14 protein-coding genes are annotated in these 15,142 nt (G+C 58.7%); all 14 read left to right on the top strand.

What is annotated here, in order from left to right:
* The first annotated feature begins 17 nt into the window (after nucleotides 1-17).
* Complete coding sequence (locus tag FYJ40_RS05520; protein ID WP_154517505.1) at nucleotides 18-995, top strand: acetylxylan esterase; 978 nt, start codon at nucleotides 18-20, stop codon at nucleotides 993-995.
* Nucleotides 988-1,839, top strand: coding sequence for an acetylxylan esterase (locus FYJ40_RS05515; RefSeq protein ID WP_154517502.1), 852 nt, complete (start codon nucleotides 988-990; stop codon nucleotides 1,837-1,839). The genes FYJ40_RS05520 and FYJ40_RS05515 overlap by 8 nt, the downstream gene beginning before the upstream one ends.
* 68 nt (nucleotides 1,840-1,907) lie before the next feature.
* The gene (locus FYJ40_RS05510; protein WP_370450640.1) at nucleotides 1,908-2,828 is read left to right on the top strand and encodes a dihydrodipicolinate synthase family protein; all 921 of its coding nucleotides are present in this window, start codon (nucleotides 1,908-1,910) and stop codon (nucleotides 2,826-2,828) included.
* A gap of 170 nt (nucleotides 2,829-2,998) precedes the next feature.
* Nucleotides 2,999-3,964 carry an ROK family protein gene (locus FYJ40_RS05505; protein WP_154517499.1) on the top strand — a complete coding sequence of 322 codons (966 nt, stop codon included), beginning with the start codon at nucleotides 2,999-3,001 and terminating at the stop codon, nucleotides 3,962-3,964.
* Nucleotides 3,965-4,034: 70 nt separating this feature from the next.
* Nucleotides 4,035-4,721, top strand: a complete 687-nt coding sequence (locus FYJ40_RS05500) for an N-acetylmannosamine-6-phosphate 2-epimerase (protein WP_154517496.1) — start codon at nucleotides 4,035-4,037, stop codon at nucleotides 4,719-4,721.
* Between the two features lie 99 nt (nucleotides 4,722-4,820).
* Entirely contained in the window at nucleotides 4,821-5,741 is a 921-nt protein-coding gene (gene rapZ / locus FYJ40_RS05495) for an RNase adapter RapZ (protein ID WP_154517493.1), read from the top strand.
* A gap of 6 nt (nucleotides 5,742-5,747) precedes the next feature.
* The gene (gene whiA, locus FYJ40_RS05490) at nucleotides 5,748-6,677 is read left to right on the top strand and encodes a DNA-binding protein WhiA (protein ID WP_154517461.1); all 930 of its coding nucleotides are present in this window, start codon (nucleotides 5,748-5,750) and stop codon (nucleotides 6,675-6,677) included.
* 193 nt (nucleotides 6,678-6,870) lie between these two features.
* Complete coding sequence (gene gap / locus FYJ40_RS05485) at nucleotides 6,871-7,896, top strand: type I glyceraldehyde-3-phosphate dehydrogenase (protein WP_154517458.1); 1,026 nt, start codon at nucleotides 6,871-6,873, stop codon at nucleotides 7,894-7,896.
* A 140-nt stretch (nucleotides 7,897-8,036) separates the two neighbouring features.
* Nucleotides 8,037-9,227, top strand: coding sequence for a phosphoglycerate kinase (gene pgk, locus FYJ40_RS05480; protein ID WP_154517455.1), 1,191 nt, complete (start codon nucleotides 8,037-8,039; stop codon nucleotides 9,225-9,227).
* The gene (tpiA, locus tag FYJ40_RS05475; protein WP_154517452.1) at nucleotides 9,220-9,987 is read left to right on the top strand and encodes a triose-phosphate isomerase; all 768 of its coding nucleotides are present in this window, start codon (nucleotides 9,220-9,222) and stop codon (nucleotides 9,985-9,987) included. Before pgk ends, tpiA begins: the two co-directional genes overlap by 8 nt.
* Before the next feature lie 5 nt (nucleotides 9,988-9,992).
* On the top strand, nucleotides 9,993-11,546 hold the full coding sequence (gene gpmI, locus FYJ40_RS05470) for a 2,3-bisphosphoglycerate-independent phosphoglycerate mutase (RefSeq protein ID WP_154517449.1): 1,554 nt from the start codon (nucleotides 9,993-9,995) through the stop codon (nucleotides 11,544-11,546).
* A 166-nt stretch (nucleotides 11,547-11,712) separates the two neighbouring features.
* The gene (secG, locus tag FYJ40_RS05465) at nucleotides 11,713-11,967 is read left to right on the top strand and encodes a preprotein translocase subunit SecG (RefSeq protein ID WP_006236144.1); all 255 of its coding nucleotides are present in this window, start codon (nucleotides 11,713-11,715) and stop codon (nucleotides 11,965-11,967) included.
* Between the two features lie 294 nt (nucleotides 11,968-12,261).
* Nucleotides 12,262-13,938, top strand: coding sequence for an ABC transporter substrate-binding protein (locus FYJ40_RS05460; RefSeq protein WP_154517446.1), 1,677 nt, complete (start codon nucleotides 12,262-12,264; stop codon nucleotides 13,936-13,938).
* A 157-nt stretch (nucleotides 13,939-14,095) separates the two neighbouring features.
* The gene (locus FYJ40_RS05455; RefSeq protein WP_154517443.1) at nucleotides 14,096-15,133 is read left to right on the top strand and encodes an ABC transporter permease; all 1,038 of its coding nucleotides are present in this window, start codon (nucleotides 14,096-14,098) and stop codon (nucleotides 15,131-15,133) included.
* Nucleotides 15,134-15,142 lie beyond the last annotated feature (9 nt).

The raw sequence follows: 15,142 nt of genomic DNA, 5'->3' as shown, positions 1-15,142 counted from the left end.
GGTTGGGTTCACGAGCCATGCCAAGCGCTCAGGAGCTACAACAGCAATTTGGTGGTTATCGGGGCGCCATGGCTCGTCCATCAGATTTCGATCTCTTTTGGAACGACCGCATGGCCGAGGCTGACGCCGTCGAGATCGACTATTCGGTCGAGGCGGCATCGATTGCCGATGCTGCGACCTGCCAGTTTTTTGACCTCTGGTATACCGGCATGTGTGGCGCCCGCCTGCATGCCAAGTATCTCAAGCCGGTTTCGGACGAGTCCGTGCCGCTGGTGCTACAGTTCCACGGCTATCCGGGCGCAAGCCGCAGCTGGTTCGAGCAGGCGTCGTTTGCGGGTATGGGCATGGCACTTGTCGCCCTCGACTGCCCCGGTCAGGGTGGCCCCTCCGAGGATATTGGTGGATTTGAAGGCACAACGGTTGCCGGGCATATCGTTGCCGGTATCGACGGCGACCCGGCCAATCTCTACTACGTACGCTTGCATCAGGATATCCGCATTCTGTGCCGCATTGTTCGCGAGCTCGAGGGCATCGATCTTGCCCGTGTTTTTGTGAACGGTGCGTCGCAGGGCGGTGGCTTGGGCATTGCGACCTGCGCGCTTAACAGCGAGCTTATCAATCGTGCCGCCATCCTCTATCCTTTCCTGTCGGATTTCCGCCTGGTCTGGGATTTGGATGCCGACGACATTGCCTACGAGGGCCTGCGCTATTGGTCTCGCTGGTTTGACGAGGACTCGACTCGTATTGACGAAGCCTATGCCAAGCTGGCGTATTTCGATTCCAAGAACTTTGCCCCCATGGTCAAATGCCCCGTGCTGTTTGGCACGGGAACGGCTGATATCGTCTGTCCACCGGCGACGCAGTTTGCGGTCTACAACAACCTGACCTGTGAGAAGCGCCATGAGTTCTTTGAGGGCTTTGGCCACGAGGAGATTCAGGATTTTGACGATCTGATCATTCCGTTTTTCTGCAAGGAAGGGGAGGCTCATGTCTAAGTGCGAGAGCAATGTCAATGAGCTGATTGACCCCGAGCTTGCGGGGATCTCTGGGACGGTTTCGTCAAGGCTCTCCGATTTCCGTGATTGGCGCGGCGATGCCTTGGCGGATGTTTCCGAGTTGGAGGCAGCCGCTTCGGACCTTGAGGTTTGCGGACTGACTGTCACGGCGATTGATTTCGCCAATCCGTGCGCGCGTTACTCCGAGGTTTCCTTTGAACTTGCCGGGGAAGTCGTACACGGCCGTTTGATTGAGCCCTCAGGTTGTGCCCGGGCATCCGAGCTTGTGCCGCTATGCCTGATGTTTCATGACATCGACCGACCCGTACGTGGATGGCATCACATGACGAGGTTTGCCGCCATGGGATATGCCGTGCTTGCGCTGGACGACGATGTGATTGGGCTCAGCGAGCTGAAGCAGGGGGTTACCTCGCCCGTTTTTGTTGAACGCGTCCGCTGGGGCTGTGCAATGGCAAAGGTCGCGCGCAATCTTGACGGCATGGACCCCGACCGCATCTTTGCATGGGGCGAGGGCCTTGGCGGTGGAGTCGCGCTGGCGGTTTCTGCTCTGGACGAGCGGGGCCTTGCCTGCACGGCGGTTGCCAATCCGCTTCCCGGCGGCCTCGAAGCGCTGTCGTCTCGGGTGCGCGGATCGGTACTCATGGGTACATCGCTCATGGATGCCGTGAGCGATCCCAAGGGCCAGTTTGCCGTATTCAACGGTCTTGAGTGTGACCGGAGGCATATTATCTATGCCAAATATGCTCACGAACGCATCAATGCGTTCGAAAACGAAGTCGTCGACTTCTTTAACCAAGCGTTCTACCTGTGTTCTTTGGCCTAGACGGCCTGGACACTGCCAACAAGAGTGGGCGGCATAGGGCCACCCGCCAGACAACTAAGGAGATTCTTGTGGCAACTCAGAAATTCACCGGCGTTATTCCTCCCGTCGTTGTTCCCGATACCGAAGATCACCAGCTCGACGTTGCCTCCTTTGAGCGCAGCATCAACCGCATGATCGACGCCGGCGTCGATGGCCTGTTCTTCCTGGGCTCTTCGGGTGAGGTCGTTTTCTCCACCGACGAGCGTCGTCGACAGATCATCGCCGAGGCCGTTCGAATCGTCGACCACCGCGTTCCTGTTCTGGTCGGCATCATCGATACCGAGACCGAGCGCATGATTGAGCACGGTAAGGTTGCTCAGGAGCTGGGCGCCGATGCGCTCGTCGCCACCTGCCCGTTCTATGCCCTGCAGGGCATGACCGAGGTCGAGGAGCATTTCCGCATCCTGCACGAGGAGCTCGAACTGCCCATCTTTGCCTATGACATTCCCGTGTGCGTTCACACCAAGCTCCCCTGGAAGCTCCTTGCAAAGCTCGGCGCCGAGGGCGTCCTTGCTGGCGTCAAGGATTCCTCGGGTGACGACGTCTCGTTCCGCTACCTCGTTCAGGAGAACGAGAAGAACGGCCATCCGATGAGCATCCTCACCGGCCATGAGGTCGTCGTCGACGGTGCCTACCTTGGTGGCGCCGACGGCTCTGTCCCGGGTCTCGCCAACGTTGAGCCCGAGGGCTACGTGCGTCAGTGGAAGGCCGCTCAGGCTGGTGACTGGGCTACCGTCAAAGCCGAGCAGGATCGCCTCAATGAGATTTCGCACATCTGGGACGTCACCTCGGGCGTCCAGGGCTATGCCGGAGGCGTTGGCGCCTTCAAGACCGCTATGAACCTCATGGGCATTTTCGACAGCCCGACCATGCCGCGCCCGGTGAAGGCCATGACCGGCGAGAACGTCGAGGCGATTAGGAAGGTCCTCCAGGACAACGGTCTCCTGTAAAGCTTTCCCGGGCACCCGATCTTGGGGCTCAAGCGATCGAGCGTGACCCATTAGGTCAATGCCCGACCGCTTTCACCCCAACCCCGGGCACTCGGGAAGCCTTTAGCAAGCTGCGGCGATAACACCGCCTTTATTTCCTGTAGTTGTTTTTATCTCCTAAGGAGAGCGACATGGAGAACAAGTACATCTGCTCCGTTGATATCGGTGGCACCAAGATTGCGACCGCCATTATGGAATATCCGGCTGATGGCGGCGTGCCCCATCCCGTATTTGAGGCTGAGGTTCTCACCGAGGCCCAAGAGGGCGGTGAGGCCGTCTTCCAGCGTATCGAGGCGTCCATCAAGGCCGCTCTCGAGGCGAATCCCGATGTCGAGGTCCTTGGCGTCGGTATCGGTGCCGCTGGCGTCGTCGATCCCAAGACGGGCGCCATCGCGTATGCCAACGAGATCATGCCCGGCTGGTCCGGCGTTCAGTTGGGGCCGCGTCTGCGCGAGGACCTCGGTCTTCCCGTTGCCGTTGTAGGCGACGTGCAGGCTCATGCTCTGGGTGAGGCCCATTGGGGCGTCGGCAAGGGCAAGTTCTCCGTCTTGTGTCTGGGCATCGGTACGGGTATCGGAGGCGCATATGTTGAGAACGGCCGCGTGATGCAGGGCTTCCATGGTGCTGCCGGCCATATGGGCCACATCGAGTGCTCGGCTGCCGCCGGCATTCCCTGCGCCTGCGGGCGTTCCGGCCATCTGGAGTCGGTGGCGTCGGGTACGTCGATTGGGCGCATGTACGACGAGCGCTTCGGTCGCGTTGACCCCAGCCGTCCCTCGGTTGGCCGCGACGTGAACGACTTGTGCCGCGCGGGTGACGCAAAGGCGACCGAGGTCATCCACGATGCCGGCTTTGCATTGGGCGCTAGCTTGGGCTCGCTCGCCAACGTTCTGGATCCAGAGGTCATCGTGCTTTCGGGTGGCGTAATTCACCAGGGACCCGATTGGCGTTCGCAGACGTGGAAGGATTCGGTACACGAGGGCTATGCCAGCCAGGCGCTCGATCCGCTTCAGGACACGCCGATCCTCATCGGTTCTCTGGAGGGCGACGCACCGCTTATCGGTGCCGCCGAGCATCTTCTTGCCTCGTTAAAGTAAACGTATCTGCTGTAGGAGCCTCCCGAGACGACGCGCCTCGGGAGGCTGTTCTGAGAAAGGTTATAGCCTTATGACCGTCGATCCATTAATTCAATCCCTGAAGGGTAAGCTCATCGTGAGCGTTCAGGCGTATATGGGCGAGCCGCTTCGTACGCCCGAGACCATGGCTCAAATGTCTCGCGCTTGCGAACTCGGAGGCGCCGCCGCCATTCGTTGCCAGGGCCTTGCCGACATTGCTGCCATTAAGGGTCGTTGTGAGGTTCCTGTTATCGGCCTGTGGAAGGATGGACACGAGGGCGTTTACATCACGCCGACGCTGCGTCACGCCCGCGCCTGCGTTGCTGCCGGTGCTGACATCGTGGCGATTGACGCCACCGATCGTCCGCGCCCCGATGGCAAGTCGCTCGAGGACACCTTTCGTCCGCTGCACGAGGAGGGCGTGCTTCTGATGGCGGACTGCGCCACGATCGAGGATATCCGCCGCGCGGTCGACATGGGCTTCGATTTGGTTTCCACTACGCTTTCGCATGGCGTCGCCGCCATCGATTGCACCATGGCAGACGGCCCCGACCTGCCGCTTTTGCGCCAGGCAACCGAGGAGTTCCCCGGTCTTCCCATTATTTGCGAGGGTCGTGTGCATACGCCCGAGGAGGCTCGCGCCGCGATTGACGCCGGCGCCTGGGCCGTTGTCGTTGGCACTGCCATTACGCACCCCACAAGTATTACGAGTTGGTTCAAGGCTGCGCTTGAGGCGTAAGACGGGCCTCGTATCCGCTTGGGGCGGTATACTCAACTAAGGCAATTGATCGCGCGGGATCCGCTGGCCGGGTCCTGCGCTTATTTTAGGAGGCAGCACATGCAAAAGGGAGATGCCATGGATGCGGCGGAGCGCACGGAGCGCATCCCCGATATCGTCATCATCACCGGAATGTCCGGATCGGGCCGAACGCAAGCCATGCATGTGTTTGAGGACATGGGCTATTTTTGTATCGACAACCTGCCTCCGCGCCTGATTGCGCAGCTCGCAGAGCTTGTTGGCATCAATACGGGTGTGGGTAGACATCTTGCTGTTACCTGTGACCTTCGCAGCCAAGGCCTGTTTGATGAGCTGCTTGACGCCGTTGCCGCCTTGGAAGAGCGCGAGATGAGCTGTGACATTGTGTTTCTCGATGCATCTGATGAGGTGCTGATTCGCCGCTACAGCGAAAACCGCCGCCGCCATCCCATTGCGAAGCCGGGGGAGACCACGGCCGACGCCATCCAGCGCGAGCGTTTACAACTCCAGGGCGTGCGCGACCGAGCCGATATGATCATCGATACGAGCCGCCTTCGTACCTCTGCTTTACGCAATAAGCTGCGTGCGTCTTTTTCAGAGCTGTCCGACCAGCAGCTCATGGACGTCCACGTCTTCTCATTTGGCTTTAAGCATGGTATGCCCGTCGAGGCAGACATCATGATCGATGTTCGCTTCCTGCCTAATCCATTCTACGACCCCGAGATGCGCACGTTGACCGGCCTCGATAAGAAGGTCTCCGACTTTGTCCTGGACCATCCCAAGACGCAGGAGTTCTGGAAGGTTTGGACGCAGTTGCTCGATACGGTCATGCCGGGTTATATCGCGGAGGGCAAGCCGCAGCTTTCCATTGCCATCGGCTGTACGGGCGGCCAGCACCGCAGCGTTGCCATTGCAGAGGCTACGGCCCGATACCTGGAAGGTGCTCAGTATCACGTGAGCATTTCTCACCGCGACTTGTCGCGTGCCAATACGAAAGCATAGGTTTGAATGTCGTTTACCGCCGAGGTGCGTGACGAGCTTGCGCGCTGCGAACCCGAATGTGAATATTGCGATCTGTCGACACTTGCCGCTCTTACACGTGTGAGTGGCACGCTTTCGCTGGCGGGCTCTGGTCGGTACCGTTTGACGGTTGCGACCGAGACGGGTGCCGTCGCACGCACGATGATTACGCTGACGCACCGCATCCTCAAGCTCAAAACGGAGTTTACCGTTCGCAAGTCGGTCTTGCATAAGGTGCGAAACTATCTCATCACCTTGCCCGACCAGCCCGACCTCGATAAGGCTTTGGTTCTGCTGGGCATTCTCGACCGCAGGGGAGGGCTCGTCGCCGGTGTGCCGCGCCATATCGTCGCCCGGCCCTGCTGCAGGCTCGCCTACATTCGAGGCGCTTTGATTGCCGGCGGCTTTGTGGCAGACCCGCGTGGCGATTTTCACCTGGAGATTGCGGTGCAGGGCGAACAATACGCCAAGGGGCTTTGCGACCTGTTGGAGCAGGTCGGGGTTCATGCACGCGTCAACGCCCGGCGAGGATCATATGCCGTGTACATCAAGAGCGCCGAGGAGATTGAGCATTTGCTCAAATTGATTGGCGCCAAGCGCAGCGTTGCCGAAATCGAGGAAGCCCGTGCGGTCAAGTTGGTGAAAAACGACGTAAATCGTCGCGTGAATGCTGAGCTGGCCAACCAGACGAGAAGCGCCGGCGCTGCCCAACATCAGCTCGCGCTTATCGAGGAGCTTGAGCGACGCGGCATGCGCGATGTGCTCCCGGATGCCTTGGCGGCCTTTTGTGACTTACGTGAGCGCTATCCCGATCTCTCACTGCGAGATTTGGGGGAGATGGCCGACCCTCCTTTGTCAAAGTCGGCCCTATATCACCGTGTTTTGCGTCTTGAAAAGCTCATTGAAGCGAACAGGTAGTTTAAAGCGGCAGTTTATATAGTACTTGAACTGCTGTTTTATGCTTTAAAACGTTTTAAAGCAAATTTGATTTTCAATTTCGAGCATTCTCGTGAAATTCAAGTCAAAAAAAAGGTATATTAGGCGAGTGGTTAGTTTGTGGGCCTCAACGGCGGGCGCTGTAGCTTGCGGGGGCCTTACGAAAGGAGACACAATGGCAGTAAAGGTTGCTATTAACGGCTTCGGTCGTATCGGTCGTCTGGCCTTCCGTCAGATGTTCGGTCATGAGGGCTCCGAGATCGTCGCTATCAACGACCTCACCTCTCCCGATATGCTCGCTTACCTGCTGAAGTACGACTCCACGCAGGGCAACTATGCTCGCGATCACGAGGTCGTCGCTGGCGAGGATTCCATCACCGTTGACGGCAAGGAGATCAAGATCTACAAGGAGGCCGACGCCAACAACCTGCCTTGGGGCGACCTCGACGTCGACGTCGTTCTCGAGTGCACTGGCTTCTACACCAGCAAGGCTAAGGCTCAGGCCCACATCAACGCTGGTGCCAAGAAGGTCGTCATCTCCGCTCCGGCCGGCAGCGATCTGCCCACCATCGTGTACAACGTCAACCATGAGACGCTGACCGCTGAGGACAACATCATCTCCGCTGCTTCCTGCACCACCAACTGCCTCGCCCCGATGGCCAAGGGTCTGAACGACTTCGCTCCCATCGTGTCCGGCATCATGACCACCATTCACGCCTGGACTGGCGACCAGATGCCGCTCGACGGCCCGCAGCGCAAGGGCAACAAGCGTCGTAGCCGCGCCTGCGCCGTCAACATCGTCCCCAACACCACCGGTGCTGCCAAGGCTATCGGCCTGGTTCTCCCCGAGCTCAACGGTAAGCTCATCGGTGCCGCCCAGCGCGTCCCGACGCCGACCGGCTCCCTCACCAACCTCTACGCTGTCGTTGACAAGAAGGTTACCGCCGACGAGGTCAACGCCGCTATGAAGGCCTACGCTGCCACCATCTCCGAGACCTTCGCTTACAACGAGGACGACATCGTCTCCACCGATATCATCGGCGAGACCCATGGCTCCATCTTCGACGCCACTCAGACCATGTGCTCTGACCTCGGCAACGGCCAGACCCTCGTTCAGGTTACCTCTTGGTACGACAACGAGAACTCCTACACCTCTCAGATGGTCCGCACCATCAAGTACTTCGAGAAGTTCGTTGCTTAATTTGGCTTTTAGCGAATAGCTCGTTGAGCGTCTAAAAAAGGGCGCGGCCTTATAGGGCTTACACCCTAAGGTCGCGCCCTTTTTATAAGAAATCGTCTGCCGTAATGGGAGGCAGACACGTACGAAAGGTAGAAGCAAACATGGCCTTTACCAAGAAGACCGTCCGCGACATTGATGTCGACGGCAAGCGCGTTCTCGTCCGCGTTGACTTCAACGTGCCTATCAAGGATGGCGTCGTTGGCGACACCACCCGTATCAAGGCTGCCCTGCCCACCATCAACTATCTCGTTGAGCACAATGCTCGCGTTATCCTCATGAGCCACCTTGGCCGTCCCGAGGGCACCGGCTTCCAGCCCGAGCTTTCCCTCGAGCCCGTCGCCAAGAAGCTCGCCGAGCTCTCTGGTCTCGATGTTGCTTTTGTCGCCGACACTTATGGCGAGAAGGCCGCCGAGGCCGTCGCCGCCGTCGAGCCGGGCAAGGTCCTCGTTCTCGAGAACGTCCGTTTTGACAAGCGTGAGAAGAAGAACGATCCCGAGATCGCCAAGACCCTCGCTTCCTATGGCGACGTCTTCGTCCTCGACGCCTTCGGTACCGCTCACCGCGCCCAGGGTTCCGTCGTGGGTCCCGCCGCTTACCTGCCCGCAGTCGCTGGCTTCCTTCTGGAGAAGGAGGTCGACACGCTGACCAGTATCTTCGCTGAGCCCGAGCGTCCCTTCGTCGCCATCGTCGGCGGTTCCAAGGTTTCCTCCAAGATCGGCGTTCTCGATCACCTTATCGACTCCGCCGACACCCTGATTATCGGTGGCGGCATGGCCTATACCTTCTTCCTGGCTCAGGGCATGACCGTCGGTCAGTCCCTCAAGGAAGAGGACTGGGTCGAGCGCGCTGGCGAGATGCTCAAGAAGGCCGAGGAGAAGGGCGTCAAGATCCTGCTCCCCATCGACAACCGTGTTGCCGACCACTTTGGCGAGGACGCTGTCCCCGAGGTTGTCGCTTCCGACGCTATCCCCGACGACCGTGAGGGCATGGACATCGGCCCCAAGACCGAGGAGCTCTACGCCGAGGCCGTCAAGGGCGCCAAGACCGTATTCTGGAATGGCCCCATGGGCGTCTTTGAGTTCGACAACTTCGCTCACGGCACCCAGGCTATCGCCGAGGCTGTCGCCGAGGCTGATTGCACCTCGATCATCGGTGGTGGCGATTCCGTCGCAGCCGTCAACAAGTTTAACCTGGCCGACAAGATGAGCTGGATCTCCACCGGCGGTGGCGCTTCCATGGAGCTCGTCGAGGGTAAGGCCCTGCCCGGAGTGGAGGCGCTTCTCGATGCCTAATCGCACCCTTCTTATCGCTGGTAACTGGAAGATGAACAACGACGTCGCCGAGGCTGCCAAGCTCGCCGACGAGCTGGCCCAGGCTCTGCCCGAGGTGCCGGCTGGCGTCGAGGTGCTCGTCTGCCCTCCGACCATCGACATTACTACGGTTCATGACCGCATTCAGGCTGCCCCCATCGCCCTCGGTGCACAGAACGTGTACTGGGAGGCCAAGGGTGCCTTCACCGGTGAGTCCTCTTGCGACATGCTCAAGTCCGCTGGCTGCACCTACTGCATCATCGGTCACTCCGAGCGTCGTGACTACTTCCACGAGACCGATGAGGACCAGAACAAGAAGGCTAAGGCTCTCGTTGCCGCCGGTCTTGTTCCCGTCTTCTGCTGCGGTGAGTCCCTTGAGGTTCGCGAGGCCGGCACCTATGTCGAGCATGTCGTGAACCAGGTCAAGGCTGGTCTCGAGGGTCTTGAGATCACCTGCCCCAAGCAGGTCGTCGTCGCCTACGAGCCCATCTGGGCCATCGGCACCGGCAAGACCGCTACCGCCGAGGACGCTCAGGAGGTCTGCGGCGCTATCCGTGAGACCCTCAAGGAGATGTTCGGCGAGGAGCTCGCCAACGGCATCCGCGTTCTTTATGGTGGCTCCGCCAAGCCCGCCAACATCGCTGAGCTTGTTGCCAAGCCCGACGTTGACGGCGCCCTCGTGGGCGGCGCTTCGCTCAAGGCTGCCGACTTCGCCTCTATGGTCGTCAAGGCAGGCGAGTAGGGCATATGGCACAGCGTCATCTTCCTGCACTCCTAATCATCATGGATGGCTGCGGCTTGGCTCCGGCCGACGGCGAGAACGCCGTCGCTGCCGCCAAGACGCCCTTCCTCGATAGCCTGTACGAGAAGTATCCTCACACCACGCTCGGTGCTTCGGGCGAGGACGTGGGCCTTCCCGACGGCCAGATGGGCAACTCCGAGGTGGGTCACCTCAACATCGGTGCCGGCCGCATCGTGTTTCAGGAGCTTTCGCGCATCAACAACGCCATCAAGGACGGCTCCATCGCCAAGAACGAGGTTTTCGTCAAGGCTATGGATGACGTCATGGCCGAGGGCAAGACCCTGCACCTCATGGGCCTTATGAGCCCCGGCGGTGTTCATTCTCACATGAACCATGTCGAGGCCCTGGTCAAGATGGCTGCCCAGTATGGCATTAAGACCGTTCGTGTTCACGCCTTTATGGATGGCCGCGACGTCGATCCGCAGTCCGGTGCCGGCTACATGAGCGAGTTCTGCGCCTTCCTGGCCAAGATCTCCGAGGAGACTGGTTGCGACGCTCGCGTTGCTACCGTCTCGGGCCGTTATTGGGCCATGGACCGCGACAACCGTTGGGAGCGCATCGAGCGCGCCTACGACGTCATGGTCAATGCGTCCGATGCCGATACCGACCCCGTTGCCGGTATCAAGGCCTACTACGAGAAGGATCCGCGCGGCGATGAGTTCGTTGAGCCGTTCGCTGCCCACAACGAGGGTATCCACGAGGGCGACGCGGCCATCTTCTTCAACTTCCGTCCCGACCGCGCTCGTCAGATGACCCGCGTGTTCACGGACAAGGAGTTCGACGGCTTTGAGTGCGAGCAGATCAAGCTCTCGCACTTTGTGACGATGACCGAATACGATCCGACGTTTGACGTCGAGGTCGCCTTCCCCAAGACGTTCCCCGAGAACGTTCTGGCCGACGTAATCGCAGCCAATGGCCTGAAGCAGCTGCACACCGCCGAGACCGAGAAGTACGCCCACGTGACGTTCTTCCTTAACGGCGGCATCGAGGAGCCCAAGGAGGGCGAGGAGCGCGTGCTCGTCGCTTCCCCCAAGGTTGCTACCTACGATTTGCAGCCCGAGATGAGCGCTCCCGAGGTTACCGAGAAGCTCGTCGCTGCCATCAACGAGGACCGCGCTGATTTCTACATCGTGAACTTCGCGAACTGCGACATGGTTGGTCACACCGGTGTCTTCGACGCGGCCGTTAAGGCCGTCGAGGCTGTTGACGATGCCCTGTCCAAGGTTGTCCCGGCGATTCTCGCTAAGGGCGGCTTTGCGCTGATTACCGCCGACCACGGCAACGCCGATCACATGTTTGACGTTGCTTCCGACGGTTCCAAGCATCCGTTTACGGCTCACACCACCAACCGCGTGCCGTTCATCATCGTTGATGAGAAGGCACAGCTCACCGGTATCGAGGACGGTCGACTTTCCGATATCGCCCCGACTATGCTCACCATGGCTGGTCTGGAGCCTTCCGCCGAGATGACGGGCCGCGTGCTCGCGACCGAGGCCTAAGAGAAAACGCCAAGCGTTTCTTTGCAAGGGGGTTGACCATATTCGGGCAACCCCCCTTTTTTTGGTATTTCTGCCATTTCTACCTCGTCCCCAAATGGCAGGTGGGGAGTGTTGGGGGTTGTGGTACAGTACTGGAGTTTGAATTGTTCTATTAAGGAGCTTCTCTATGGGTCCGTTTCAGATTCTGCTGTTTGTAGTTTGGGCTGTCTCTGCCGTGGCGCTGACGATTCTCGTCCTGATGCATTCCGGTAAGGGCACCGGCGTTTCGGATATGATTGCCAGCTCGCTGTATAACTCCAGCTCTGCCACGGGCGTTATGGAGCAGAACCTTGACCGCCTGACCGTCATCATGGCTGTCGTGTTTGCCGTGTGCGTCGTGCTGTGCATGTTCTTCTTCCCGCAGGGCATCGTGGGCTACTAAGCACGAGCCGCATAAAATAATTGAAAAGGGTTCCGCAAGTGCGGGACCCTTTTTGTTTACATATTTGTAACAGAGTCAGAATATCACCACATACTGCGCCCAACTAAAGAAATTCTCGACCGTTAACCGGAATTAGCCCCAAACCGTGCATAAAATGCGCTACTGTATTGAAAACGTTGGCCTGTTGTGCATAACCAGCCATAGCAACGGGCGGCGTTTCGATAGTTCGGATCGGATTGTCTCGACATATGTCCGACTGAACATTTCTTTGTCCTATCTCATAAGGAGGATGGCATGGCTGATTCTATGTTCCACCAGCCCGTTATGGGTCGTCGCGCCTTTGTCGGCGGTACCCTTGCTGCGAGCTCCATGGCTTTTCTTGCCGCATGCGGCAAGAAGGGCGGCGACGCTTCCGGTTCTGAGTCCGGTTCGACGCTGAACTTCTACATCAATAACCCGGTCTGCATCGACCCCTACAATGTCCAGGAGGACCAGGGCACTCAGGTCGAGTACCAGCTCTTTGACGCTCTGACCTCTTATGACGCCGAGAAGGGCGAGATCGTTCCGCTGGCTTGCGAGTCCTTCGAGGCCAACGACGACGCCACCGAGTTTACCTTCAAGATCAAGAAGGCCAAGTTCCACAACGGTGATGACGTTACCTCCAAGTCCTTCAAGCTCGGTTGGGAGCGTCTGGTCAGCACCAAGTCCGCTGTCGCTAAAGAGTATGGTCCTTCCGAGGTCTCCTATCACCTTTCCATGGTCGAGGGCTATGACGATCTGCTTGCCGGTAACACTACTGAGCTCAGCGGTGTTACCTGCCCTGACGATGAGACCCTCGTCGTCAAGCTGACTTCCGCTTACGCCGACTTCCCCTTCGTCGCCTCTCATCCGGCTCTGTCCCCGGTTCCCGAGTGCGCCGAGTCCGATGTCAAGAGCTTCTACCTTGCCCCGATCGGTAACGGCCCGTTCATGATGGACGGCAAGTGGGAGGATGGTCAGGAGATCAACCTCAAGAAGTTCGACGATTACTATGGCGACAAGGCCAAAATCGATGGCATCCACTTCCAGGTCATCAAGGACGTGGAGACCGCTTACAAGGAGTTCCAGGCCGGTAACCTTGACATCTGCGACGTTCCCGTTGCTCAGATCGACGCCGCCAAGAAGGATCGCGGCGAGTCCAAGGACGGCTACACCATGGGCGACGGCGAGCGCATGCTGCTCGGTGCCGAGCCTTCCACCTACTACCTGACCTGCAACACCACGGCCGAGCCGTTCAACAACGCCGATCTGCGTAAGGGTATCTCCCTGGCCATCAACCGTGAGGCCATCTGCAAGACCATCTTCAAGGGTACCCGCACCCCCGCTGACGGCATTGTTCCTCCGGGCATCGATGGCTACAAGGAGGGCGCATGGGAGTTCTGCGCCTACGACGTCGACAAGGCTAACGAGTACCTCGACAAGGTTGCTCCCGCTGACGCCAACGGTGATCGTGGCATTAACGTGACTCTGTCCTACAACCAGGACGGTGGCCACAAGGAGATCATGGAGTCCATTATCGGTGACCTTGCCAAGGTTGGCATTACCGCCGTCTCCGATACCCCCGAGTGGTCTGCCCTGCTCGAGCAATACCAGAACCTCAACTATCAGTTCGGTCGTTTGGGCTGGATTGCCGACTACCCGATCATGGACAACTTCCTGTATCCGCTGTTCCACTCCGACTCCCTCGGTGGCGACAACCGTTCTGGTTACAACAACCCCGAGTTCGACGCCAAGGTCGACGAGGCCCGTACCACGATTGACGACGAAGAGCGCGTCGCTAAGATGCAGGAGGCCGACGCAATGGTCGCTGCTGACTGCCCGGTCATCCCGCTGATGTTCTACACGCACACCATCGCCGGCTCCGATCGTATCAAGTACCTCTATGTCGATCCGCAGAAGCACGCCGATCTGGGTACCGCTGAGCTCGCCTAAGAGTTTTGCAACTTCCGTGAGGGTCAAGTATTTACGTAGACCTCATGGGAAACATACAGTTCTCCCTAACCTGGGGTAAACTGGCTGACGGTAATTTTGGGATGCCGGTCTGGCGATCGGCATCCCATTTAAGTTAATCCCTAGATAGGGGAGTGGTATGGGTAAGTACATCGTTAAACGTGTGCTTCAGTTCATCCCGGTATTTTTGGGCGTTACGCTGATTCTGTTCGCCCTCCAGAATATCGTGCCGGGAGATCCGATCAAGCTGATCGGTGGAGACAAGGCTCTGTCCCCCGAGGTGGAGCTTCAGCTTCGCGTCCGCTATCACCTGGTCCAATCGGACGAGGACGGCAACGCGATCCTTGACGAGAACGGTGACCCCGTTCAAACGTCGCTCGTGGACCGTTACTTGTATTACATGAACGGCCTGCTTCATGGCGATCTGGGTAATTCCTATCAGCGCAAGCTGCCGGTTACGGAAATCTTTGCCCAGAAGTATCCGTATACGGTCAAACTTGCCGCGTGCGCCATCGTACTCGAGGCAATCATGGGTATCGGTGCGGGTATCATTTCGGCGGTAAAGCGTTATTCCTTCTGGGATATTTTGGTAACGCTCACCACGTCGATCCTCGTTGCCGTCCCGGCCTTCTGGCTCGGTATGTTGCTGCAGCTGTTCTTTGGCGTCATTCTCAAGGACGCCACGGGCGGTGCATTCTCCATGCCGATCTCGGGTGCCGGTGGTTCCAGTTCTCAGTATCAGGATTGGATGCACTATGTGCTTCCGACCATTACGCTGGCTTCGGTTTCGACCGCTTATGCCGCCCGCATTATGCGCTCGCAGCTGCTTGACGTCATGAGCCAGGATTACATCCGTACGGCAAAGGCCAAGGGTCTCTCCAATCGCGCGATCATCATCAAGCATGCGCTTAAGAATGCACTCATCCCCGTCGTTACCTATATTGGTGTCGACTTTGGTGCCATGCTTTCGGGCGCCATCCTGACCGAGACGGTTTTTAACTGGCCCGGTATCGGCTATGAGGTCTATCGCGCCATTAGCATGCGTGACTGGCCCATCGTTATGGGCGGCGTTACGCTCATCGTCGTCGTCGTCATGGTGATCAACCTGCTCGTCGACATTAGCTATGCATTCCTCGACCCGCGCATCCGCCTTGGCGGTCCGTCGGATAATGCCTAAGGGAGGTAC

This window comes from Collinsella sp. WCA1-178-WT-3 (M1) (genome assembly GCF_009696325.1).
Taxonomy (GTDB): domain Bacteria; phylum Actinomycetota; class Coriobacteriia; order Coriobacteriales; family Coriobacteriaceae; genus Collinsella.
This window is presented reverse-complemented; position numbering and strand designations above follow the sequence as displayed.

Coding starts and splice junctions, on each gene's coding strand:
- FYJ40_RS05505 (WP_154517499.1), top strand. CDS start 2,999: ATGGAGAACAAGTACATCTGCTCCGTTGATATCGGTGGCACCAAGATT.
- FYJ40_RS05500 (WP_154517496.1), top strand. CDS start 4,035: ATGACCGTCGATCCATTAATTCAATCCCTGAAGGGTAAGCTCATCGTG.
- rapZ (WP_154517493.1), top strand. CDS start 4,821: ATGCAAAAGGGAGATGCCATGGATGCGGCGGAGCGCACGGAGCGCATC.
- tpiA (WP_154517452.1), top strand. CDS start 9,220: ATGCCTAATCGCACCCTTCTTATCGCTGGTAACTGGAAGATGAACAAC.
- secG (WP_006236144.1), top strand. CDS start 11,713: ATGGGTCCGTTTCAGATTCTGCTGTTTGTAGTTTGGGCTGTCTCTGCC.
- FYJ40_RS05455 (WP_154517443.1), top strand. CDS start 14,096: ATGGGTAAGTACATCGTTAAACGTGTGCTTCAGTTCATCCCGGTATTT.
- whiA (WP_154517461.1), top strand. CDS start 5,748: ATGTCGTTTACCGCCGAGGTGCGTGACGAGCTTGCGCGCTGCGAACCC.
- FYJ40_RS05515 (WP_154517502.1), top strand. CDS start 988: ATGTCTAAGTGCGAGAGCAATGTCAATGAGCTGATTGACCCCGAGCTT.
- gap (WP_154517458.1), top strand. CDS start 6,871: ATGGCAGTAAAGGTTGCTATTAACGGCTTCGGTCGTATCGGTCGTCTG.
- pgk (WP_154517455.1), top strand. CDS start 8,037: ATGGCCTTTACCAAGAAGACCGTCCGCGACATTGATGTCGACGGCAAG.
- gpmI (WP_154517449.1), top strand. CDS start 9,993: ATGGCACAGCGTCATCTTCCTGCACTCCTAATCATCATGGATGGCTGC.
- FYJ40_RS05460 (WP_154517446.1), top strand. CDS start 12,262: ATGGCTGATTCTATGTTCCACCAGCCCGTTATGGGTCGTCGCGCCTTT.
- FYJ40_RS05520 (WP_154517505.1), top strand. CDS start 18: ATGCCAAGCGCTCAGGAGCTACAACAGCAATTTGGTGGTTATCGGGGC.